Origin of the sequence: Actinomadura livida, from assembly GCF_014648675.1 — a bacterium.
GTDB classification, from domain to species: Bacteria; Actinomycetota; Actinomycetes; order Streptosporangiales; family Streptosporangiaceae; genus Spirillospora; species Spirillospora livida.
Genome location: NZ_BMRO01000016.1, coordinates 125,826 through 145,443 on the forward strand (window position 1 = coordinate 125,826; position 19,618 = coordinate 145,443).

The 19,618-nt window shown below is 68.6% G+C and carries 28 protein-coding genes and 1 pseudogene; 2 read left to right on the forward strand and 27 right to left on the reverse strand.

All coding sequences use genetic code 11. The features are described 5' to 3' along the window. From rplF to IEZ03_RS31240, 23 genes are all read right to left on the reverse strand, one after another. Complete coding sequence (gene rplF, locus IEZ03_RS31130; protein WP_132043933.1) at nucleotides 1-537, reverse strand: 50S ribosomal protein L6; 537 nt, start codon at nucleotides 535-537, stop codon at nucleotides 1-3. A 15-nt stretch (nucleotides 538-552) separates the two neighbouring features. Continuing rightward, complete coding sequence (rpsH, locus tag IEZ03_RS31135) at nucleotides 553-951, reverse strand: 30S ribosomal protein S8 (protein ID WP_132043935.1); 399 nt, start codon at nucleotides 949-951, stop codon at nucleotides 553-555. Between the two features lie 145 nt (nucleotides 952-1,096). Further along, nucleotides 1,097-1,282 (reverse strand): type Z 30S ribosomal protein S14, encoded by a 186-nt coding sequence (locus IEZ03_RS31140; protein WP_018657585.1) that lies wholly within the window; start codon nucleotides 1,280-1,282, stop codon nucleotides 1,097-1,099. An 11-nt stretch (nucleotides 1,283-1,293) separates the two neighbouring features. After that, nucleotides 1,294-1,869, reverse strand: a complete 576-nt coding sequence (gene rplE, locus IEZ03_RS31145; RefSeq protein ID WP_132043937.1) for a 50S ribosomal protein L5 — start codon at nucleotides 1,867-1,869, stop codon at nucleotides 1,294-1,296. Nucleotides 1,870-1,874: 5 nt separating this feature from the next. Continuing rightward, the gene (gene rplX, locus IEZ03_RS31150; RefSeq protein WP_132043939.1) at nucleotides 1,875-2,183 is read right to left on the reverse strand and encodes a 50S ribosomal protein L24; all 309 of its coding nucleotides are present in this window, start codon (nucleotides 2,181-2,183) and stop codon (nucleotides 1,875-1,877) included. Beyond that, a complete protein-coding gene (rplN, locus tag IEZ03_RS31155; protein ID WP_131952936.1) occupies nucleotides 2,183-2,551 on the reverse strand; it encodes a 50S ribosomal protein L14 in 369 nt (122 codons plus the stop codon). The genes rplX and rplN overlap by 1 nt, the downstream gene beginning before the upstream one ends. Before the next feature lie 72 nt (nucleotides 2,552-2,623). Next, entirely contained in the window at nucleotides 2,624-2,902 is a 279-nt protein-coding gene (gene rpsQ / locus IEZ03_RS31160; protein ID WP_131983859.1) for a 30S ribosomal protein S17, read from the reverse strand. Next, nucleotides 2,899-3,138, reverse strand: coding sequence for a 50S ribosomal protein L29 (rpmC, locus tag IEZ03_RS31165; RefSeq protein WP_131952934.1), 240 nt, complete (start codon nucleotides 3,136-3,138; stop codon nucleotides 2,899-2,901). Before rpmC ends, rpsQ begins: the two co-directional genes overlap by 4 nt. After that, entirely contained in the window at nucleotides 3,138-3,557 is a 420-nt protein-coding gene (gene rplP / locus IEZ03_RS31170; protein ID WP_184889139.1) for a 50S ribosomal protein L16, read from the reverse strand. The genes rpmC and rplP overlap by 1 nt, the downstream gene beginning before the upstream one ends. A 7-nt stretch (nucleotides 3,558-3,564) precedes the next feature. Then, a complete protein-coding gene (gene rpsC / locus IEZ03_RS31175) occupies nucleotides 3,565-4,425 on the reverse strand; it encodes a 30S ribosomal protein S3 (protein WP_184889141.1) in 861 nt (286 codons plus the stop codon). After that, on the reverse strand, nucleotides 4,425-4,808 hold the full coding sequence (rplV, locus tag IEZ03_RS31180) for a 50S ribosomal protein L22 (RefSeq protein WP_131983865.1): 384 nt from the start codon (nucleotides 4,806-4,808) through the stop codon (nucleotides 4,425-4,427). The genes rpsC and rplV overlap by 1 nt, the downstream gene beginning before the upstream one ends. Before the next feature lie 31 nt (nucleotides 4,809-4,839). Further along, nucleotides 4,840-5,121 (reverse strand): 30S ribosomal protein S19, encoded by a 282-nt coding sequence (rpsS, locus tag IEZ03_RS31185; protein ID WP_067807019.1) that lies wholly within the window; start codon nucleotides 5,119-5,121, stop codon nucleotides 4,840-4,842. 12 nt (nucleotides 5,122-5,133) lie between these two features. Beyond that, nucleotides 5,134-5,967, reverse strand: a complete 834-nt coding sequence (gene rplB, locus IEZ03_RS31190) for a 50S ribosomal protein L2 (RefSeq protein WP_132043947.1) — start codon at nucleotides 5,965-5,967, stop codon at nucleotides 5,134-5,136. Between the two features lie 41 nt (nucleotides 5,968-6,008). After that, nucleotides 6,009-6,308 (reverse strand): 50S ribosomal protein L23, encoded by a 300-nt coding sequence (gene rplW, locus IEZ03_RS31195; protein WP_132043949.1) that lies wholly within the window; start codon nucleotides 6,306-6,308, stop codon nucleotides 6,009-6,011. A 12-nt stretch (nucleotides 6,309-6,320) separates the two neighbouring features. Continuing rightward, nucleotides 6,321-6,923, reverse strand: a complete 603-nt coding sequence (gene rplD, locus IEZ03_RS31200) for a 50S ribosomal protein L4 (RefSeq protein WP_184889143.1) — start codon at nucleotides 6,921-6,923, stop codon at nucleotides 6,321-6,323. Then, nucleotides 6,920-7,570: a 50S ribosomal protein L3 gene (gene rplC, locus IEZ03_RS31205; RefSeq protein ID WP_132043953.1), complete on the reverse strand. Its 651-nt coding sequence runs from the start codon at nucleotides 7,568-7,570 to the stop codon at nucleotides 6,920-6,922. Before rplC ends, rplD begins: the two co-directional genes overlap by 4 nt. A 15-nt stretch (nucleotides 7,571-7,585) precedes the next feature. Next, nucleotides 7,586-7,894 (reverse strand): 30S ribosomal protein S10, encoded by a 309-nt coding sequence (rpsJ, locus tag IEZ03_RS31210; protein ID WP_018657599.1) that lies wholly within the window; start codon nucleotides 7,892-7,894, stop codon nucleotides 7,586-7,588. A gap of 110 nt (nucleotides 7,895-8,004) precedes the next feature. Further along, on the reverse strand, nucleotides 8,005-9,198 hold the full coding sequence (gene tuf / locus IEZ03_RS31215; RefSeq protein WP_184889145.1) for an elongation factor Tu: 1,194 nt from the start codon (nucleotides 9,196-9,198) through the stop codon (nucleotides 8,005-8,007). A gap of 81 nt (nucleotides 9,199-9,279) precedes the next feature. Next, entirely contained in the window at nucleotides 9,280-11,391 is a 2,112-nt protein-coding gene (fusA, locus tag IEZ03_RS31220; RefSeq protein WP_184889147.1) for an elongation factor G, read from the reverse strand. 41 nt (nucleotides 11,392-11,432) lie between these two features. Then, nucleotides 11,433-11,903, reverse strand: a complete 471-nt coding sequence (gene rpsG / locus IEZ03_RS31225) for a 30S ribosomal protein S7 (protein ID WP_021597494.1) — start codon at nucleotides 11,901-11,903, stop codon at nucleotides 11,433-11,435. Continuing rightward, nucleotides 11,903-12,277, reverse strand: coding sequence for a 30S ribosomal protein S12 (gene rpsL, locus IEZ03_RS31230; RefSeq protein ID WP_131952923.1), 375 nt, complete (start codon nucleotides 12,275-12,277; stop codon nucleotides 11,903-11,905). The genes rpsG and rpsL overlap by 1 nt, the downstream gene beginning before the upstream one ends. A 584-nt stretch (nucleotides 12,278-12,861) precedes the next feature. Continuing rightward, nucleotides 12,862-14,442 carry a hypothetical protein gene (locus tag IEZ03_RS31235; RefSeq protein WP_184889149.1) on the reverse strand — a complete coding sequence of 527 codons (1,581 nt, stop codon included), beginning with the start codon at nucleotides 14,440-14,442 and terminating at the stop codon, nucleotides 12,862-12,864. Nucleotides 14,443-14,684: 242 nt separating this feature from the next. Next, the gene (locus tag IEZ03_RS31240) at nucleotides 14,685-15,665 is read right to left on the reverse strand and encodes an aldo/keto reductase (RefSeq protein ID WP_184889151.1); all 981 of its coding nucleotides are present in this window, start codon (nucleotides 15,663-15,665) and stop codon (nucleotides 14,685-14,687) included. A 206-nt stretch (nucleotides 15,666-15,871) separates the two neighbouring features. Here IEZ03_RS31240 and IEZ03_RS31245 point away from each other — a divergent pair, with 206 nt between their 5' ends. After that, nucleotides 15,872-16,297, forward strand: coding sequence for a DUF7144 family membrane protein (locus IEZ03_RS31245; protein ID WP_184889153.1), 426 nt, complete (start codon nucleotides 15,872-15,874; stop codon nucleotides 16,295-16,297). 102 nt (nucleotides 16,298-16,399) lie between these two features. Here IEZ03_RS31245 and IEZ03_RS31250 read toward each other — a convergent pair whose 3' ends face one another. The 3 genes from IEZ03_RS31250 to IEZ03_RS31260 all read right to left on the reverse strand — a co-directional run bounded on the left by IEZ03_RS31250 (nucleotide 16,400) and on the right by IEZ03_RS31260 (nucleotide 18,251). After that, on the reverse strand, nucleotides 16,400-16,777 hold the full coding sequence (locus tag IEZ03_RS31250; protein ID WP_184889155.1) for a hypothetical protein: 378 nt from the start codon (nucleotides 16,775-16,777) through the stop codon (nucleotides 16,400-16,402). Next, the gene (locus IEZ03_RS31255) at nucleotides 16,759-17,001 is read right to left on the reverse strand and encodes a hypothetical protein (RefSeq protein ID WP_184889157.1); all 243 of its coding nucleotides are present in this window, start codon (nucleotides 16,999-17,001) and stop codon (nucleotides 16,759-16,761) included. The genes IEZ03_RS31250 and IEZ03_RS31255 overlap by 19 nt, the downstream gene beginning before the upstream one ends. Nucleotides 17,002-17,231: 230 nt before the next feature. Further along, nucleotides 17,232-18,251 carry a DNA polymerase IV gene (locus IEZ03_RS31260; RefSeq protein WP_184889159.1) on the reverse strand — a complete coding sequence of 340 codons (1,020 nt, stop codon included), beginning with the start codon at nucleotides 18,249-18,251 and terminating at the stop codon, nucleotides 17,232-17,234. Nucleotides 18,252-18,524: 273 nt separating this feature from the next. Between IEZ03_RS31260 and IEZ03_RS31265 the strand changes: the two genes are divergently transcribed. Next, nucleotides 18,525-19,262, forward strand: coding sequence for a DUF2382 domain-containing protein (locus IEZ03_RS31265; RefSeq protein ID WP_229808694.1), 738 nt, complete (start codon nucleotides 18,525-18,527; stop codon nucleotides 19,260-19,262). Between the two features lie 108 nt (nucleotides 19,263-19,370). Here the strand turns inward: IEZ03_RS31265 and IEZ03_RS31270 are convergent. Next, a pseudogene (locus IEZ03_RS31270) lies at nucleotides 19,371-19,523 on the reverse strand (DUF397 domain-containing protein); the annotation flags it as partial. Between the last annotated feature and the right edge of the window lie 95 nt (nucleotides 19,524-19,618).

Below are 19,618 nucleotides of genomic sequence, written 5' to 3' on the forward strand. Positions count from 1 at the left end.
CTACTTACCAGCCTTTCCGACCTTGCGGCGGATGTACTCACCCTCGTACCGCACGCCCTTGCCCTTGTACGGGTCGGGCTTGCGCAGCTTGCGGATGTTGGCGGCGACCTCGCCGACCTTCTGCTTGTCGATGCCCTCGACGACCAGCTGGGTCGGCCGCTCCACCGTGAAGGAGATGCCCTCCGGCGGCTCGACGAGGATCGGGTGGCTGTACCCGAGGGAGAACTCCAGGTTCTTGCCCTTGGCCGCCACACGGTAGCCGACACCCTGGATGACCAGGGTCTTCTTGTAGCCGTCGGTGACCCCGACGACCATGTTGTTGATCAGGGTGCGGGTGAGCCCGTGCAGGCCCCGCACCTTGTTGAGGTCGTTCGGGCGGCTCACCGTCAGCGTGCCGTCCTCGAGCTTCACCTCGATGGGCTCGGCGACGGTGTGCGACAGCGTGCCCTTCGGCCCCTTGACGGTGACCTCGCGGCCGTCGATGTTGACCTCGACACCGCCGGGGACGGTGATGGGGTTACGTCCGATTCGAGACATTGCAGAACCCTCCCCTCACCACACGTAGGCGAGGACTTCGCCGCCCACGCCGCGCTTGCCCGCCTGCCGGTCGGTCATCAGGCCGGAGGACGTCGAGATGATCGCGACGCCCAGTCCGCCGAGGACCCGGGGCAGGTTGTCCTTCTTCGCGTACACGCGCAGACCCGGCTTCGAGACGCGCTTGATGCCGGCGATCGAACGCTCGCGGGTCGGGCCGAACTTCAGCTCGATCACGAGCTTCTTGCCGACCTCGGCGTCCTCCACGGTCCAGCCCGAGATGTAGCCCTCCTGCTGGAGGATCTCGGCGATGTGCGCCTTGATCTTCGAGTACGGCATGGCCACGGTGTCGTGGTACGCCGAATTCGCGTTCCGCAGACGCGTCAGCATGTCTGCGATCGGGTCGGTCATCGTCATGGCCTGCTGGCCCTCCTCGCCGCGGTTTCCTCGGGTTGATGCGGCCCGTGGACCTTCGGCGCGGTCATGGGCACCCTCGCGGGTGCCCGATCGGTCATTACTGGCCGGAGCCCGCCCCCGGGGCGTCGTTCCCCCGGGAGGGCGGTCACCAGCTGGACTTCGTGATGCCGGGCAGCTCGCCGCGGTGGGCCATCTCCCGGAAGCACACGCGGCACAGGCCGAACTTCCGGTAGACGGAGCGCGGACGCCCGCAGCGCGAGCACCGAGTGTACGCGCGCACGCCGAACTTCGGCTTCCGCGCCGCCTTGGCGATCAGCGACTTCTTCGCCATATGCTCCTCGCTCAGCTTTCCTTGAAGGGGAAGCCCAGGAGCTTGAGCAGCGCCCGGCCCTCGTCGTCGTTCTTCGCGGTCGTCACGACCGTGATGTCCATGCCCCGCTGGCGGTCGACCTTGTCCGGGTCGACCTCGTGGAACATGACCTGCTCGGTGAGCCCGAAGGTGTAGTTCCCGTTGCCGTCGAACTGCTTCGGCGACAGGCCGCGGAAGTCGCGGATGCGGGGCAGCGCCGTCGACAGGAGCCGGTCCAGGAACTCCCACATCCGGTCGCCGCGCAGCGTGGCGTGCGCGCCGATCGGCATGCCCTCGCGCAGCTTGAACTGGGCGATGGACTTCTTGGCCCGGTTGACGGCCGGCTTCTGGCCGGTGATCAGCGACAGGTCGCGGATCGCGCCGTCGATCAGCTTGGCGTCCCGGGCCGCGTCGCCGACGCCCATGTTGACCACGATCTTGGTCAGCGTGGGGATCTGCATGACGTTCTCGTAGCCGAACTGCTCGCGCATCTGGCCCGCGATCTCCTCGCGGTAGCGCAGCTTGAGCCTCGGCTTCGGGACGGGACGCTCGGTGGCGGTGTCGGTCATGGGTCTCAGATCTCCTTACCGCTACGGCGCGAGATCCGAACCTTCGTGCCGTCCTCGTTGATGCGGTATCCGACCCGTACCGGCTTGCCGTCCTCGACGATGGCGACGTTGCTGACGTGCAGCGGCGCCTCCATCGTGACGCGGCCGCTGTCCCTGCCGGCACGCTGCTGGTCGGCCTTGATGTTCTTGGTGATGAGGTTGACGCCCTCGACGACCACGCGCTCGCGGGCCGGGTAGACGCGCAGGACCTTGCCCGTCGCGCCCTTGTCCTTGCCGGCGAGGACGATGACCTCGTCGCCCTTGCGGATCTTCATCAGAGCACCTCCGGCGCGAGCGAGATGATGCGCATGAACTTCTTCTCGCGCAGTTCACGGCCCACCGGGCCGAAGATTCGGGTGCCGCGGGGGTCCCCGCCGTCCTTGATGAGCACGGCGGCGTTCTCGTCGAAGCGGATGTAGGAGCCGTCGGGGCGCCGGCGCTCCTTGCGGGTGCGCACGACGACGGCCTTGACGATGTCACCCTTCTTCACGCCCGCGGCGGGAAGGGCGTCCTTCACCGTCGCGACGATGATGTCGCCGACTCCCGCGTAGCGCCTACCCGAGCCGCCGAGAACGCGGATGCAGAGGATCTCCTTCGCACCCGTGTTGTCGGCGACCTTGAGTCGCGACTCCTGCTGGATCACGTTGACTCCTGTTCGTCACACCGGTTCTGATCGCCCGCCCGCGGCGGGCGATCAGCCTGGTGGAACCAGTAATTACTTGGCCTTCTCGAGGATCTCGACCACGCGCCACCGCTTGGTGGCCGACAGCGGCCGGGTCTCCATGAGACGGACGCGGTCGCCGACGCCACACTCGTTGGCCTCGTCGTGCGCCTTGTAGTTCTTCGTGCGGCGGATCACCTTGTGGTACCTGCGGTGGGTGACGCGGTCCTCGACGGACACGACCACGGTCTTGTCCATCTTGTCGCTGACCACGAGCCCCTCGAGGACCTTGCGGCTCGGCCGCTTGTCGGTCTGCGTCGTCTGCTCGGTCATTCGTTGTCCTCCGCGGCGTCCTCGACCGTGACGATGCCGAGCTCGCGCTCCCGCATCACGGTGTAGATGCGGGCGATCTCCCGCTTCACGGTGCGCAGCCGCCCGTGGCTCTCAAGCTGGCCGGTGGCGGCCTGGAAGCGGAGGTTGAACAGCTCCTCCTTGGCCTCCTTGAGCTTGGTGACCAGGACGTCCTCGGTCTCGGTCCGCAGGTCGTCGGCCGTGAGTCCCTTGGCCATCAGCCCTCACCCACTTCCCGCTTAACGATCTTGCACTTCATGGGGAGCTTGTGGATCGCGCGCATGAGGGCCGCGCGGGCGACCTCTTCGTTGGGGTACGACAGCTCGAACATCACGCGTCCGGGCTTGACGTTGGCCACCCACCACTCGACCGAGCCCTTACCGGAGCCCATGCGGGTCTCGGCGGGCTTCTTGGTCAGCGGACGGTCCGGGAAGATGTTGATCCAGACCTTGCCGCCGCGCTTGATGTGCCGGGTCATCGCGATACGCGCGGCCTCGATCTGCCGGTTGGTCACGTACGCGCCCTCGATGGCCTGGATGCCGTACTCACCGAACGTCACCCTGGTGCCGCCCTTGGCCATGCCCCTGCGCCTCGGGTGGTGCTGCTTGCGGTGCTTGACCTTGCGAGGGATCAGCATGGGTTACTCAGCTCCCCTCACCCTGCGGAGCAGCCTCGGCCGTCTGCGCGGGCTGCTCGGAACTCTGCTGCTGCTGCTTCGGCGCGCCACCGCGCTCACCGCCGCCACCGCCACCGGCGCGCTCGCCGCCACGGCCACCGCGGCCACCGCGGCCACCGCCACGGCGGTCGCCGCGGCGCTCACGGCCGCCACCGCCGCCGGCGGCGCGCTGCTGCGCGGCCTGCTGCTCCCGCTCGGCGCGGGTCGACGCGGCCTCGCCCTTGTAGATCCACACCTTGACGCCGATGCGGCCGAACGTCGTCCGGGCCTCGTAGAAGCCGTAGTCGATGTCGGCGCGCAGCGTGTGCAGCGGGACCTGGCCCTCGCGGTAGAACTCCGACCGCGACATCTCGGCGCCGCCGAGGCGGCCGCCGCACTGCACCTTGATGCCCTTGGCGCCCGACTTCATCGCCGACTGGATCGCCTTGCGCATGGCGCGGCGGAACGCGACCCGGCTGGACAGCTGCTCGGCCACGCCCTGCGCGACGAGCTGCGCGTCGATCTCGGGGTTCTTCACCTCGAGGATGTTCAGCCGGACCTGCTTGCCGGTCAGCTTCTCCAGGTCGCCGCGGAGGCGCTCGGCCTCCGCGCCGCGGCGGCCGATGACGATGCCCGGCCGGGCGGTGTGGATGTTGACCTCGACACGGTCACGGGTCCGCTCGATCTCCACCTTGGAGATGCCCGCCCGGTCCATGCCCTTCTGCAGCATGCGCCGGATCTGGACGTCTTCCTTGACGTAGTCCTTGTAGAGCTTGTCGGCGAACCACACGGACTTGTGGTCGGTGGTGATGCCGAGCCGGAACCCGTGCGGGTTGATCTTCTGACCCACTACCGGGCCCTCCTCGTCTTCTTACCGCCGCCGGCCGTCGACGCAGCTTCATCGCGCGACTCCACGACCACGGTGATGTGGCTCGTGCGCTTGTTGATGCGGTAGGCCCGGCCCTGGGCGCGGGGACGGAAACGCTTGAGCGTCGGCCCCTCGTCCACCCACGCACGGCTCACGACGAGCGTGTCCGAGTCGAGCTTGAAGTTGTGCTCGGCGTTGGCGATGGCACTCGCCAGCACCTTGCCCACCGGCTCACTCGCGGCCTGGGGGGCGAACCGCAGCACCGCCTGTGCCTCCGCGGCTGGCAGGCCGCGGATGAGGTCCACCACGCGGCGGGCCTTCATGGGCGTGACGCGGACGAACCGCGCCTGGGCCCTGGCTTCCATCGCTGTTCCCTCTCTCCGTACGATCTACTGCTCAGCCGCGCCTGCTGCGGCGGTCTTCCTTCACATGGCTGCGGAACGTGCGCGTCGGCGCGAACTCGCCGAGCTTGTGCCCCACCATCGCGTCGGTGATGAACACCGGGACGTGCTTGCGGCCGTCGTGCACGGCGATCGTGTGACCGATCATGTCCGGCACGATCATGGAGCGCCGCGACCACGTCTTGATGACGTTCTTGGTGCCCTTCTCGTTCTGGACGTCCACCTTCTTCATCAGGTGGTCGTCCACGAACGGGCCCTTCTTAAGGCTACGTGGCATGACGAGCGACTCCTACCGCTTCTTCTTGCTGCGACGACGGACGATCAGCCGGTCGCTCGACTTGTTCGCCTGTCGAGTGCGGCCTTCCTTCTTGCCGGCCGGGTTCACCGGGTGCCGACCACCGGAGGTCTTGCCCTCACCACCACCGTGCGGGTGGTCGATCGGGTTCATGGCCACGCCGCGGACGGTCGGGCGCTTGCCCTTCCACCGCATGCGGCCGGCCTTGCCCCAGCTGATGTTCGACTGCTCGGCGTTGCCGACCTCGCCGACCGTCGCGCGGCAGCGCACGTCCACCATCCGCATCTCGCCGGAGGGCATGCGCAGCGTGGCGTACTTGCCCTCCTTGGCCAGCAGCTGGACGCCGGCGCCCGCGCTGCGGGCGATCTTGGCGCCGCCGCCGGGCCGGAGCTCGATGGCGTGGATGACCGTACCGGTCGGGATGTTGCGCAGCGGCAGGCAGTTGCCCGGCTTGATGTCGGCGCCCGGCCCGTTCTCGACGCGGTCGCCCTGCTTGAGGCCGCGGGGAGCGAGGATGTAGCGCTTCTCGCCGTCCACGTAGTGCAGCAGCGCGATCCGCGCGGTGCGGTTCGGGTCGTACTCGATGTGCGCGACCTTCGCCGGGACGCCGTCCTTGTCATGCCTGCGGAAGTCGATCACGCGGTAGGCGCGCTTGTGCCCGCCGCCCTGGTGCCGGGTCGTGATGCGGCCGTGGTTGTTGCGGCCGCCCTTCTTGGGGAGCGGACGCAGCAGCGACTTCTCCGGCTCGCTGCGCGTGATCTCGACGAAGTCGGCCACGCTGGAGCCGCGACGACCCGGAGTCGTCGGCTTGTAGTTACGGATGCCCATCTTATTCGTTCATCCCTTGTCTGTTCTCCGGTGGCCGGCCGTCAGGCCGTGCCGCCGAAGATGTCGATCCGCTCGCCCTCGGCAAGGCTGACGATGGCGCGCTTGGTGTCCTTGCGCTTCCCGTAGCCGAACCGCGTGCGCTTGCGCTTGCCCTGCCGGTTGAGCGTGTTCACGTTCGTCACCTTGACCCCGAACACCGCCTCGACGGCCTGCTTGATCTGCGTCTTGTTGGCGTCCGGGCGGACGATGAAGGTGTACTTGTTCTCGTCCAGCAGCCCGTAGCTCTTCTCCGAGACGACCGGCGCGATGATGACGTCGCGGGGGTCGGCGATCTTAGTCATGGCAGACCCTCCTTACTTCTTCGCCGCGCGCGAGATGAACTCGTCGTACGCCGCCTTCGTGAAGACGACGTCGTCGTTCACCAGCACGTCGTAGGTGTTGAGCTGGTCGGAGACGAGCACGTGCACGCTCGGCTCGTTGCGCAGGCTCTTCCAGGTCAGCTCGTCCTCGCGGTCCAGGACCACGAGCACGCGCTTGGCCTCGGTGATGTCGCGCAGGGCCTTGAGCGCCGTCTTCGTCTTGGGGGCGTCGCCCTCGATGAGGTTGTCGACCACGTGGACCCGGCCGTACCGGGCGCGGTCCGACAGGGCGCCGCGCAGCGCGGCGGCCTTCATCTTCTTGGGCGTCTTCTGGCCGTAGTCCCGCGGCTGCGGGCCGTGCACGATGCCGCCGCCGGCGAACTGGGGCGCGCGGGTCGAGCCCTGCCGGGCCCGGCCGGTGCCCTTCTGCCGGTACGGCTTGCGGCCGCCGCCGCGGACCTCGCCGCGGGTCTTGGTGGCGTGGGTGCCCTGCCGTGCCGCGGCCAGCTGCGCCACCACGACCTGGTGGATCAGCGGCACGCTGGTCTTCGCGTCGAAGACCTCGCCGGGCAGGTCGATGTCGAGCTTGGTCGTCACTTGCCCGTCCCCTTCACTGCGTCGCGGACCAGCACCACGCCGCCGTTGGGACCGGGAACCGCGCCCTTGATCAGCAGCAGGTTCTTCTCCGCGTCGACGGCGTGGACGGTCAGGTTCTGCACGGTGGTGCGGGCGTTGCCGTGCCGTCCCGCCATGCGGAGGCCCTTGAAGACGCGACCGGGGGTCGCGCAGCCGCCGATCGAGCCGGGCGAGCGGTGCTTGCGCTGGGTGCCGTGCGAGGCGCCGAGGCCGTGGAAGCCGTGGCGCTTCATGACACCCGCGGTGCCCTTGCCCTTGCTCGTACCGGTGACGTCGATCTTCTGGCCGGCTTCGAAGACGCTGGCGGTGATCTCCTGGCCGAGTTCGTACTCGGTGGTGTCGTCGGCCCGCAGTTCGACGAGGTAGCGGCGCGGCGTGACGCCGGCCTTCTCGAAGTGACCCGTGCGCGGCTTGTTCACCTTGCGCGGGTCGATCTGCCCGAACCCGATCTGGACGGCGGTGTAGCCGTCCTTCTCCTGGTCGCGGATCTGGGTGACGACACACGGCCCGGCCTGGACGACGGTCACCGGAACGATCCGGCCCTCATCGTCGAAGACCTGGGTCATGCCGAGCTTCTCGCCCAGGACGCCCTTCCTCTGCTTACTCATCTCTCGGTGCGTCCCTTAGAGCTTGATCTCGATGTCGACGCCGGCGGGAAGGTCGAGCCGCATGAGCGAGTCGACCGTCTTGGGCGTCGGGTCGATGATGTCGATCAACCGCTTGTGCGTGCGCATCTCGAAGTGCTCGCGGCTGTCCTTGTACTTGTGCGGCGAGCGGATGACGCAGTACACGTTCTTCTCGGTCGGCAGCGGCACCGGGCCCGCGACCTTGGCGCCCGTCCGCGTCACCGTCTCAACGATCTTCTTCGCGGAGGTGTCGATGACCTCGTGGTCGTAGGCCTTGAGCCGGATGCGGATCTTCTGTCCCGCCATGGTGGCCTCGGTGTCCTTTGCTGTAGTGCCGCTGTTTTCTTCGGTGATCGTGGTGCGGCGGCCCGGCTTCGGGTTTCCCCGGCGGCCGGGCCGCCGCGACTACGAGGGTGCTACTTGATGATCTTGGTGACGCGACCCGAGCCGACGGTCCGGCCACCCTCGCGGATGGCGAATTTCAGGCCCTCCTCCATGGCGACCGGCTGGATCAGCTCGACCTTCATTTCGGTGTTGTCGCTCGGCATGACCATCTCGGTGCCCTCGGGGAGGGTGACGACGCCGGTCACGTCCGTGGTCCGGAAGTAGAACTGCGGACGGTAGTTGTTGAAGAACGGCGTGTGCCGCCCGCCCTCGTCCTTGGACAGGATGTAGACCTGAGCCTCGAACTCGGTGTGCGGGGTCGTGGTGCCCGGCTTGATGACGCACTGGCCGCGCTCGACGTCCTCGCGCTTGATGCCGCGCAGGAGCAGGCCGACGTTGTCGCCCGCCTGGCCCTGGTCGAGCAGCTTGCGGAACATCTCGACGCCGGTGACCGTGGTGGTCGTCGACTTCTCCTTGATGCCGATGATGTCGACGGTCTCGTTGACGTTGACGACACCGCGCTCGACGCGGCCGGTGACGACCGTGCCGCGGCCGGTGATCGAGAAGACGTCCTCGATCGGCATCAGGAACGGCTTGTCGACGTCGCGCACCGGCTCCGGCACGTTCTCGTCGACGGCGGTCATCAGCTCGACGATCTTCTCGGACCACGCCTCGTCGCCCTGCAGCGCCTGGTAGGCGGAGACGCGGATGACCGGGAGGTCGTCGCCCGGGAACTCGTACTCGGTGAGCAGCTCGCGGACCTCGAGCTCGACGAGCTCCAGGATCTCCTCGTCGTCCACCATGTCGCACTTGTTCAGCGCGACGACGATGTAGGGGACGCCGACCTGGCGGGCCAGGAGCACGTGCTCCTTGGTCTGCGGCATCGGGCCGTCGGTCGCGGCGACCACCAGGATGGCGCCGTCCATCTGCGCTGCACCGGTGATCATGTTCTTGATGTAGTCGGCGTGCCCCGGGCAGTCGACGTGCGCGTAGTGGCGGGCCTCGGTCTGGTACTCGACGTGCGAGATCGAGATCGTGATACCGCGCTCGCGCTCCTCCGGCGCCTTGTCGATGTCCTCGAACGGCGTGAAGGGGTTGAGGTCCGGGTACTTGTCGTGGAGCACCTTGGTGATCGCCGCGGTAAGCGTGGTCTTACCGTGGTCGATGTGTCCAATGGTGCCGATGTTCACGTGCGGCTTCGTCCGCTCGAACTTGGCCTTCGCCACTGGTTGCTCCTTGTTGCGATCCTCGGCCGTTAGACGACCGCTTCGATGTAGGTCCTGGTGATCTGAGGGCAGGCCCGGGTCTTATTCGCCCCGCGCCTTGGCGATGATCTCCTGCGCGACGTTCGTGGGAACCTCGGCGTAGGAGTCGAACTGCATGGTGAAGACAGCCCGGCCCTGGGTCTTGCTTCGCAGATCACCCACGTAGCCGAACATCTCGGACAGGGGCACGAGCGCCTTGATGACGCGCATGCCGTGCCGCTCGTCCATGGACTGGACCTGACCGCGGCGGCTGTTGAGGTCGCCGATCACGTCGCCCATGTTCTCCTCGGGCGTGGTGACCTCGACCGCCATCATCGGCTCCAGCAGCCTGGGGGACGCCTTGCGGGCGGCCTCCTTGAAAGCCATGGAACCGGCGACCTTGAACGCCATCTCCGAGGAGTCGACCTCGTGGTAGGCGCCGTCCTGCAGGGTGACCTTGACGCCCACCATCGGGTAGCCGGCGAGGACACCGAACTCCGCGGCCTCCTGGCAGCCCGCGTCGACCGACGGGATGTACTCCCGCGGGATGCGGCCACCGGTGACCTTGTTCTCGAACTCGTACGCGTCGGACCCGCCGCCGAGCGGCTCCAGGTCGATGATCACGCGGCCGAACTGGCCGGAGCCGCCCGTCTGCTTCTTGTGGGTGTACTCGACCTTCTGGACCTTCTTGCCGATCGTCTCGCGGTAGGCGACCTGCGGCTTGCCGACGTTCGCCTCGACCTTGAACTCGCGCTTCATCCGGTCGACGAGGATCTCCAGGTGGAGCTCGCCCATGCCCGAGATGACGGTCTGGCCGGTGTCCTCGTCCGTGCGGACCTGGAAGGACGGGTCCTCCTCGGCCAGCCGCTGGATCGCGGTGCCCAGCTTCTGCTGGTCGGCCTTGGTCTTCGGCTCGATCGCGACGGAGATGACCGGCGCCGGGAAGTTCATCGACTCCAGCACGATCGGGTTCTTGTCGTCGGAGAGCGTCTCACCGGTGGTGGTCTGCTTGAGGCCCATCACCGCGACGATGTCCCCGGCGCCCGCGCGCTCGATCTCGGTGCGCTTGTTGGCGTGCATCCGGTAGATCTTGCCGACGCGCTCCTTGCGCTCCTTGACGGAGTTCATCACGTTCGACCCGGACTCCAGCACGCCCGAGTAGACGCGCACGAAGGTGAGCTTGCCCAGGTGCGGGTCGCTCGCGATCTTGAACGCCAGCGCGGAGAACGGCTCGTCCTCGCTCGGCTTGCGCGTGAGCGTCTGCCCCTCGTCGCGGACGGCGTGGCCCTCGATGGCCTCGACGTCCAGCGGGGAGGGCAGGTACCGGACGATCGCGTCCAGGAGCGGCTGCACGCCCTTGTTCTTGAAGGCCGTGCCGCACAGCACCGGGGTGAGCTTGGCGGCGATCGTCGCGCGGCGGATGCCGGCGTAGAGCTGCTCCACGGTGGGCTCCTCGCCCTCCAGGTACAGCTCCATGATCTCGTCGTCGTTCTCGGCGAGCGTCTCGACCATCTTGTCGTGGTGCTCGCGCGCCGTGTCGACGTGCGTCTCGGGGATGTCGACGACGTCGTACATCTCGCCGAGCTTGGCCTCTTCGTTCCAGACGAGGGCCTTCATCCGCACCAGGTCGATGACGCCCTTGAAGTCGGCCTCGGCGCCGATCGGCAGCTGCAGCGGCAGCGGCGTCGCGTTGAGCCGGTTCTCGATCATGTCGACGCAGCGGTGGAACTCCGCGCCGACACGGTCCAGCTTGTTGACGAAGCACATGCGGGGCACGTTGTACCGGTCGGCCTGGCGCCACACCGTCTCGGACTGGGGCTCCACGCCGGCGACACCGTCGAACACGGCGACGGCGCCGTCGAGCACCCGCAGGTTGCGCTCCACCTCGACGGTGAAGTCGACGTGCCCCGGGGTGTCGATGATGTTGATGGTGTGGTCGGCGTCGTCCACGGACCAGTGGCAGGTGGTGGCGGCGGAGGTGATGGTGATCCCCCGCTCCTGCTCCTGCTCCATCCAGTCCATCGTGGCGGCGCCGTCGTGGACCTCGCCGATCTTGTAGCTGATACCCGTGTAGTACAGGATCCGCTCGGTCGTCGTGGTCTTGCCCGCGTCGATATGGGCCATGATCCCGATGTTGCGGACCTTGGCCAGGTCTACACCGGTTTTGGTAGCCACTGTCGTCCTCGCGTCGTCTCGTCGTTGCAGTTCCGCCGGGATTACCAGCGGTAGTGGGCGAAGGCCTTGTTGGACTCCGCCATCTTGTGCGTGTCCTCGCGCTTCTTGACAGACGCGCCAAGACCGTTGCTGGCGTCGAGCAGCTCGTTCATCAGCCGCTCGGTCATGGTCTTCTCGCGGCGCTGCCGGGCGTACACCACCAGCCACCGCAGGGCGAGCGTGGTGCTGCGGGCCGGCCGCACCTCGACGGGGACCTGGTAGGTCGCGCCACCGACGCGGCGGCTGCGGACCTCCAGGGTGGGCTTGACGTTGTCCAGGGCGCGCTTGAGCGTGACGACCGGGTCGTTGCCGGTCTTCTCGCGTGCGCCCTCCAGGGCGTCGTACACGATGCTCTGCGCGATCGAACGCTTGCCGTCCAGGAGAATCTTGTTGATGAGCGCGGTGACCAGCGGCGAGTTGTACACCGGGTCAGCGATCAGCTGGCGCTTGCCAGCGGGGCCCTTGCGCGGCATCAGCTCTTCTCCTTCTTCGCGCCGTACTTGCTGCGCGCCTGCTTGCGGTTGCGAACGCCCTGGGTGTCGAGCGAACCGCGGATGATCTTGTAGCGAACACCCGGGAGGTCCTTCACACGTCCGCCGCGCACGAGCACGATCGAGTGCTCCTGGAGGTTGTGCCCGACACCGGGGATGTAGGCCGTGACCTCGATCCCGCTGGTCAGCCGGACACGGGCGACCTTGCGCAGCGCGGAGTTCGGCTTCTTGGGCGTCGTGGTGTAGACGCGCGTGCAGACGCCCCGCCGCTGGGGGCTCTCCTTCAGCGCGGGCGTCTTGTTCTTGGTCACCTTGTCCGTCCGGCCCTTTCGGACCAGCTGCTGGATCGTGGGCACCGCGTCTCCGTCTTCCTCGTACCGAGCCGGTAAGTCTTCATCGCTGCAATCACCACCTCAGGCGAGGCTGTGACCTGCCGGTTTCCCGACCTCTCCGACCCACGCGGTCGGGCGTGTCGCCGCCTCACGGAAATACCACCCGCGCGAAACCGACACAGACCGCCCGGCCCAAAAGGGGCCGAATCAAGCCGGGGAGTCGAATCTCTTCCACCCGGCGTCCCGGCGGCCGAGACCACCAAGCCCGCCGACGACGGAAAAGACCCATTGGATGCGGCGCTGGGGCTGGCCTGACTGGACCTCGCCGACGCACACGCATAGCCACCCGCACACAGCGGGCACAAGTGAAGAGGTTACCGACCGCCGAGCCAAAGTGCAAAATGAGGAGCGCACTACAGCGGGCCGCCGTCCGGCGCAAGCCCGCGAGGCCTTGAACGCCTTGTATCCCCGGGATTTACAACGCCCGGGCGCCCGCGGACGTTCCCGCCGGTGAGGCGGGAAGACCCGTCGGCATTGTGTCCTACGTCCCCGCGGTTGGGGAAGAGTTGGACCGGCTTTTACGCCGGTCCAGAAGGTCCAACCGGTCGTTACAGGACGAAGGCCACGACCACCACCACGAGGATGACCACCACGGCGACGACTCCGCAGATGAGCAGGAGCATGTTCTTGCCGCCCTTGCCCTTGCCCTCCTCGCCCGTCCCGTAGGCGGGCTGCTGGCCGTACTGTCCCTGCTGACCGTACTGCGCGGGCTGGCCGGGCTGGCCGGGCTGGCCATAGGCCTGCTGCTGGCCGTACTGCTGCTGGCCCTGGGCCTGGCCGGGCTGCTCGCCGGGCTGGCCGTACTGCTGGCCGTACCCCTGCTGCTGCGCCTGCTGGCCGTAGGGCTGCTGCTGACCGTACTGCTGCTGCTCACCGGGCTGGCCGGGCTGGCCGCCGTACTGCTCCGGCTGGCCGAAGCCGCGCTGCGCCTCGGGCTGGCCGAAGCCCTGCTGCTGCCCGTACTGCTGGCCGCCCTGCTGCTGGGCCTGGCCGCCCCACTGCTGCTGGCCGATGTCCATCCGGGTGTGCTCGGCCATGCCCTGCTGCTCGGCCGCCCCCGGCGACTCGGCGCGGCCCTGGGACGGGTCGAACACCTCGGTCGCCCGCGAGTCCTCCGCGCCGCCGGCCTCGGCCGGGGGACGGTACAGGTCCTCCACCGGGTTGCCGGTCGGCTGCGAGCCCGCGCCGTAGCCGGACTCGGGCGGCGGCACCATCATCGTCCGCTCGCTGTCGACCTGGCCGGGCTGTCCCGGCTGACCGGGCCGGGCGCCGCCGGGCTGCGACGACTCCGGCGACCACGGCTCGGGCGTGGACGGCGGCGTCGGCGCCTGCCACGGCTCGGCCGGGGGCTCCTGCTTGCGCTCGGGGCCGGTCGCGACCGGGATGTCGGTGCCGGGCGACCAGTGCAGCGTCGCCTGGTCGTCCACGACGGGTCGCTGCCGCTCCCCCTCCGGCGCGGCCGCGCCGGGGCCGGGGACGATGAGCGTGCGGTCCTCCTGCGGCTGCTCGGGCTGCGCCTGCGGCTGCTGCGGCTGCTCGGCGGGCTGGCCGCCGTACGGGGGCTGCGCCGCGGGCGGCTGCCCGTACTGCGGCTGCTCCTGCGGGCTGCCGTGCACCGGCTGCTGCGGGTACCCGGGCTGCTGCCCGTACGGCGGCGGCTGCTGGCCGTACTGGGGCTGCTCCGGCTGCTGGCCGTAACCGGGCTGGGGCTGCCCGTACTGCGGCTGCTCGCCCGGCGGGACGTACTGGTCTTGCGAGGGCGGGTACCCGCCGGGGGCGGGCGGCCCGCCGTACGGCGGCTGACCCGCGGGCGGCTGCCCGTACTGGGGCTGCTCCTGCGGGCCGCCGAACGGCGGCGGGGGCGGGGGCGCCGAGGGCTGCTCGCCGTACTGCTGGATCGGCTGCTCGACCATCGTGGGCGGCGGCGGAGGCGGGGCCTGGCGCTCGTCCTCGCGCGGCTCCTGCCACTGCTCCGGCGGCGGGGTGCCGCCCAGCTGCGGAGCGCCGAACACCACGGTCCGGTCGCCCATCGGCCGGGCCGGGGGCTCCTGGCCCTCCGGCGGCCTGGGCTGGCCCTCGTCCTCCGGCAACGGCCGCTGCGGTCCCTGCGTGCCGTCATTCTCGGTCATCGTCGGGCTCCTTCAGCGCCGTCGTCCCGGGACTCCCCCGGCTCCCGGAAGTTCAGAAGCGCGCGGCGCATAACACGGCCTCCGAACCTTGTCACCCATGTCCCCACGTGGCGGTCTCACCATGCGCGGGCGTTTCCGACCCCAGACTGCCCCGACCGCCAGCGGTATCGCAAATCACCATCTGTAGACGCAGGCCGTGCCTGGAACGTTCAGCTCCCGGCGGTACCGGCTTGCGCGTCCTGTCAGGAATGCCCGAGAACGGGGTGCGGGCGGTACGGCGCCTCCAGCCGCGCGACCTCCCCGTCCTCCAGCGTCAGGCCCTCCGCGGCGACCGCGTCCTCCACATGGGCGAGTTTCGTCGCACCCACGATCGGGGCCGTCACCCCGGGCTTGCCGAGCAACCACGCTAGAGCCACTTGCGCGGCCGGGACGCCGCGCTCCTTGGCGACCTCACGAACGGCGTCGACCACATCGAAGTCGGCCTCTGTATAGAGGGTGTCGCCGAAGGCGTCGTTCTTGGACCGGACGGTCTTGCGCTCGCCGTCCCGCTCCCTGTTCCCGGCCAGCAATCCTCGCGCGAGCGGACTCCACGGAATCATCCCCACGCCCTGGTCGAGGCAGAGCGGCACCATCTCCCGCTCCTCCTCTCGATAGACAAGGTTGTAGTGGTTCTGCATCGCCACGAACTTCGTCCAGCCTCGGGCCTCGGCGACGTGCTGCGCCTTGGCGAACTGCCATGCGTACATGCTGGACGCGCCGATGTAGCGGGCCTTGCCCGACTTCACGACGTCGTGCAGGGCCTCCATGGTCTCCTCGATGGGTGTCTCGTAGTCCCATCGGTGAATCTGGTAGAGATCCACGTAGTCGGTGCCCAGCCGCCGCAACGAGTCGTCGATGCTCGCCAGCACGTGCTTGCGGGACAGGCCCCGGTCGTTCGGCCCCTCCCCCATGGGCATGTAGACCTTGGTGGCCAGGACGTAGTCGTCCCGCCGGGTGAAGAGCCTCCGGAGCAGCCTTCCGGTGATCTCCTCGCTCACCCCCAGCGAGTACGCGTCGGCGGTGTCGAAGAAGGTCACGCCCTCCTCCGCGGCCCGCCGGACGATCGGCTCTGCCGCGTCTTCCCTTAGCGTCCACGCGCGGACGGCCGGGTCGCCGTAGCTCATCATCCCCAGGCAGATCCGCGAGACCTTCAGGCCCGTCCTGCCGAGGCGTACCTGTTCCATACCCGCTCCTCTCAACCCGCTCCTGTCAACCCCTCCACGGTGCCCGCCGACTCCGGCGATCACCACCCCTCCGCGGCGAGTGCCACATATGTCCCAAAAGTTGAACAAAAGGCACTTTGGCGTGGTTTGCAGCTTTGTTCGGAGAGGGCACTCCTTCGGGACGGGAGTTAGCGGCACGTCCAAGCCGCCGAAAGGGGAGGGACTCGATGACTACCAAGACGACCCATCCGTCCACCTCAGGGTCGACACAGGCACGGCTGACATCGGGGTGGCTGACCTTCGCCGGCACGATCGCCCTGGTGGTCGGCACGTTCAACATCATCGCCGGACTGGTCGCGCTGCTCGACGACGAGTACTACCTCGTCGGCCAGAACCAGATCCTGGTCTTCGACTACACCACGTGGGGCTGGTTCTGGCTCGCTCTGGGCATCTTCCAGGTCGCGGTCGGGGCGGGGATCGTGGCGGGCAGGATGTGGGCGCGCGTGGTCGGCGTCATCGGCGCCGTCCTGGCGGCGATCGGGCACCTGGCGTTCCTGCAGGCGTTCCCGATCTGGTCGGTGCTGACCATCGCCCTGTGCGTGCTGCTGATCTACGCGCTCACGGCGCCGCCGGCCGGCAGCCGGGCCGCCTGAACCCGGCTAGCTCCGGCCGGGGACGGTCGTCCTGCGGGATCGCGCTGCTGGGCGTCCCGTACTTCCGCGGCCGGCCCTTCGCCGCCGGTGCGACTGGTTCCGCTACGGCGGACGGTGGGTGAACACCACGAACTGGTCTTGATCCGAGTGGTCGCCTATTACGGGTTCAACAGCCTCAAGCTGGAGGACGCCGACGGCCACCGCATCTCCATCCAGACCGGCACGATCCAGCAGAACCAGGCGTTGTGGGAACTCGTCCACGAGGACCAGCCACCACCACCAGCAGACGCCCATCCAGCCGACGCCCTGCTGCACGAGGGTCAGGAAGAGGGCCAGGGCGGTGAAGACGTAGGTGATGGCCGGGCGGAACCCGTCCTTCCACCAGCGCGGATTTTGCCATGCCAGCGCCGGGCCGTGTCCCGGCGGGGGATGCCACCTGCGGAGCCGCCGACGGGTCGGGGTCAGTTGAAGGCTCGGCACTCCACTGTGGCGCGGCGTTCGGTCATGCCCTGCTGCGTCGCTGCGGTCACGCACTCCTGTTGCTTCTGGTTGAGTTCGGGCTGGCCGCACTCGGTGACGCTGGAGTAGGTGCGGCAGTCCTGGCGCGCGGGCTCGGGCTGGGAGCCCTGGGCGGCCGTCGCGCCGCCCACCCCGGTGAACCCTACGGCCGCGGCGATCAAGGCACCGGTCATGACCTTCTTCACGTGCTTCTCCCCCGTCGTGCACATCAACCAACGGGGCTCATCCTGCCCGGGGCCTCCGGCGAACAAACGCCCTCAAACTTCAAATAAAACGACCAAATGCCCAGGTCAGCAAGGGGCGCGGTGGGATTGCCGGTGCCGTGGTGTCCTCCGGGCCACTGGACGGCTTCGGCTCGCGCCCGGCGGGGAGTCCGCACACCTTGCGCTGGCGGCGCCCGCGTCCGGTCCGGCGGTCAGCGGGCGAACTCGGTGCGGACGCCGAGGAGGCGCACCGGCCGCCGGCCGGTGAATGCGTCGAGCGCGGCGAGGGCGGCCTCCTCGATCCGGTCCGCCTCGGTCGCCGGGGTCTTCAGCGTCCGGCCGTGCGTCCGGGTGATGAACGGCGCGTACCGGACCTTCACTATGACGCGGGCGACGTTCCTCCCGTCGCCGGCGGCGTCGTGCGCGACCCGTCGCGCCAGCCGGGCGACCTCGCGGCGCACCTCCTCCCAATCGTCCAGATCGTGCTGGTACGTGGTCTCCCTGCCGCGGGAGCGCGGGACGTGCGGCGCATCGCTCACCGGCGAGTTGTCCCGGCCCTGGGCGAGCAGCACCAGCCAGGGGCCGATCGTGGGGCCGATCTCCCGGGCGAGGACGTGCGGATCGGCCGCCGCGAGTTCGCCGACCGTGCCGATGCCCAGCCCTTCCAAGCGCCTGGCGGTCTTGGCCCCGATGCCCCACAGCGCATCCACCGGCCGGTCGCCGAGCACCTCGAACCAGGTCTCCCCGGTGATCCGGAAGATCCCGGCGGGCTTGCCGAAGCCGGTCGCCAGCTTCGCCTGGAGCTTGTTCTCTCCGATGCCCACCGTGCACTCCAGCCCCGTCGCCGCGCGCACCCGGTCGCGGATCTGCCGGGCCAGCGCCTCCGGATCGCCGTCGACCGCCAGGAACGCCTCGTCCCAGCCGAGTACCTCGACCACGACGCCGAACCCCCGCAATGTCGCCATGACCTGGGTCGAGACGTCCTCGTAGAGCTCCCTGTCCACGGGCAGGAAGACGGCGTCCGGACATCGCCGGGCCGCCGTCCGGAGCGGCTGCCCGGAGTGGACGCCGCAGGCCCGTGCCTCGTAGGACCCCGTGCTGACCACGCCGCGCTTCGTCGGATCGCCGTCACCCCCGACGACGACCGGCCGCCCGCGAAGCTCTGGATTGCGCAGCACCTCGACGGCGGCGATGAACTGGTCCAGATCCACATGCAGGACCCAACGAGCCACCTCCCCATTGTCCCTCTACCAGCACGAACATCGCTCAGCCGGGGAGCGTCGCTCGCGTCGGGTGCGTCGATGGCCGCCAGTCCGACAGCGCGCCCCCAAGCCGGCGAGGCGGCACCGACAAAGCGCTGCATTGTTCCCGGCAGGCCGGAAAATGTGAGCAAATCAGCTTTTATTTGGATTTGCCTTAGAAGAGGCATTCTTTCGCTTTTTGGTGGTAGGGCTGCAAGGGCCAAGGAAAGGATGCAGATGCTTACCGAAGACCAAATTCCTCAGGTGTTGGACCACCCGCTCTACGACGAGGGCGGCAGCAAGGTCGGGGACGTCAAGCACGTCTTCCTCGACGACGAGACCGGGCGTCCCGAGTGGCTGGGCATCCAGACCGGACTGCTCGGCAACAAGGAGACATTCGTCCCGACCAGCGGAGCCGAGTGGGTTTCCGACCATGTCGAGGCGGAGTACGGGAAGGACTTCATCAAGCAGGCACCCCACGTGGACGTCGAGGCCGGGCACATATCGGCGGACGAGGAGGAGCAGCTATACCGCTACTACGGCATTGAGCCGGGCGGAGGGCCCGCCCCCGCACAGCCCGGGGAAGCGGCGCCGGAGCGGGGACACGAGCCCGACGATGCGATGACCCGCTCTGAGGAGCGGCTCCACGTCCACAAGGAGACCCGAGAGAGCGGCCGGGCCAGACTGCGCAAGTACGTGGTCACCGAAGAGCAGCAGATGACCGTTCCGGTCAGCCATGAGGAGGTCCGGGTCGAGCGTGAGCCGATCACCGATGAGAACCGGGACGCGGCGATGCGCGGATCGGAGATCACCGAGGCCGAGCACGAGGTCACCCTGCACGAGGAGCGGCCGGTGGTGTCGAAGGAGACCACCCCGGTGGAGCGCGTGCGGGCCAGCAAGGAGACCGTCACCGAAGAGGAGACCGTCGGCGGCGAGATCCGCAAGGAGCGCATCGAGATGGAAGAGGAGGACGCAAGACGGCGAGGCCGCCGCGAGCGGTGACCCGCCTCCCGCCCCGGGCCGATCGGCGGCCCGGGGCGTCCCTGCGCCCTGCCCCCGCCACCGCATCAGGCCGGAGCCATCCCGCGGACACGGGGATCGGCTGCGCGCCTACCGCTTGAGGTCGGTCAGCAACGCGGCGAACGCCCGCCGGCTCACCACCAGCTTCGGGCCGTCCGGGTCCTTGCTGTCACGAACGGCGACCGTGCCGGGAACCGAGGCCAGTTCAACGCAGTCACCACCATTGGCGGTGGTGTAGCTGGACTTGCGCCATGCGGTCTTAGTGCGTGTTTGAGAAGTTGATCTGGGTCGGCGTGGTTACGTGATCTTGTGTGCCGGTTCGTGCAGGGTGGCGCGAT

Excerpts from the sequence above, each read along its gene's own strand:
- rplE (WP_132043937.1), bottom strand. The coding sequence starts at position 1,869 with ATGACCGACACCGCCACCGAGCGTCCCGTCCCGAAGCCGAGGCTCAAG.
- rpsS (WP_067807019.1), bottom strand. The coding sequence starts at position 5,121 with ATGCCACGTAGCCTTAAGAAGGGCCCGTTCGTGGACGACCACCTGATG.
- rpsQ (WP_131983859.1), bottom strand. The coding sequence starts at position 2,902 with ATGACCGAGCAGACGACGCAGACCGACAAGCGGCCGAGCCGCAAGGTC.
- rplP (WP_184889139.1), bottom strand. The coding sequence starts at position 3,557 with ATGCTGATCCCTCGCAAGGTCAAGCACCGCAAGCAGCACCACCCGAGG.
- rplB (WP_132043947.1), bottom strand. The coding sequence starts at position 5,967 with ATGGGCATCCGTAACTACAAGCCGACGACTCCGGGTCGTCGCGGCTCC.
- rplW (WP_132043949.1), bottom strand. The coding sequence starts at position 6,308 with ATGACTAAGATCGCCGACCCCCGCGACGTCATCATCGCGCCGGTCGTC.
- IEZ03_RS31240 (WP_184889151.1), bottom strand. The coding sequence starts at position 15,665 with ATGGAACAGGTACGCCTCGGCAGGACGGGCCTGAAGGTCTCGCGGATC.
- rpsG (WP_021597494.1), bottom strand. The coding sequence starts at position 11,903 with ATGCCGCGCAAGGGCCCCGCTGGCAAGCGCCAGCTGATCGCTGACCCG.
- IEZ03_RS31245 (WP_184889153.1), top strand. The coding sequence starts at position 15,872 with ATGACTACCAAGACGACCCATCCGTCCACCTCAGGGTCGACACAGGCA.
- IEZ03_RS31235 (WP_184889149.1), bottom strand. The coding sequence starts at position 14,442 with ATGACCGAGAATGACGGCACGCAGGGACCGCAGCGGCCGTTGCCGGAG.
- rplV (WP_131983865.1), bottom strand. The coding sequence starts at position 4,808 with ATGGAAGCCAGGGCCCAGGCGCGGTTCGTCCGCGTCACGCCCATGAAG.
- rplC (WP_132043953.1), bottom strand. The coding sequence starts at position 7,570 with ATGAGTAAGCAGAGGAAGGGCGTCCTGGGCGAGAAGCTCGGCATGACC.
- rpsJ (WP_018657599.1), bottom strand. The coding sequence starts at position 7,894 with ATGGCGGGACAGAAGATCCGCATCCGGCTCAAGGCCTACGACCACGAG.
- rplX (WP_132043939.1), bottom strand. The coding sequence starts at position 2,183 with ATGAAGATCCGCAAGGGCGACGAGGTCATCGTCCTCGCCGGCAAGGAC.
- rplF (WP_132043933.1), bottom strand. The coding sequence starts at position 537 with ATGTCTCGAATCGGACGTAACCCCATCACCGTCCCCGGCGGTGTCGAG.
- rpmC (WP_131952934.1), bottom strand. The coding sequence starts at position 3,138 with ATGGCCAAGGGACTCACGGCCGACGACCTGCGGACCGAGACCGAGGAC.
- rpsH (WP_132043935.1), bottom strand. The coding sequence starts at position 951 with ATGACGATGACCGACCCGATCGCAGACATGCTGACGCGTCTGCGGAAC.
- IEZ03_RS31140 (WP_018657585.1), bottom strand. The coding sequence starts at position 1,282 with ATGGCGAAGAAGTCGCTGATCGCCAAGGCGGCGCGGAAGCCGAAGTTC.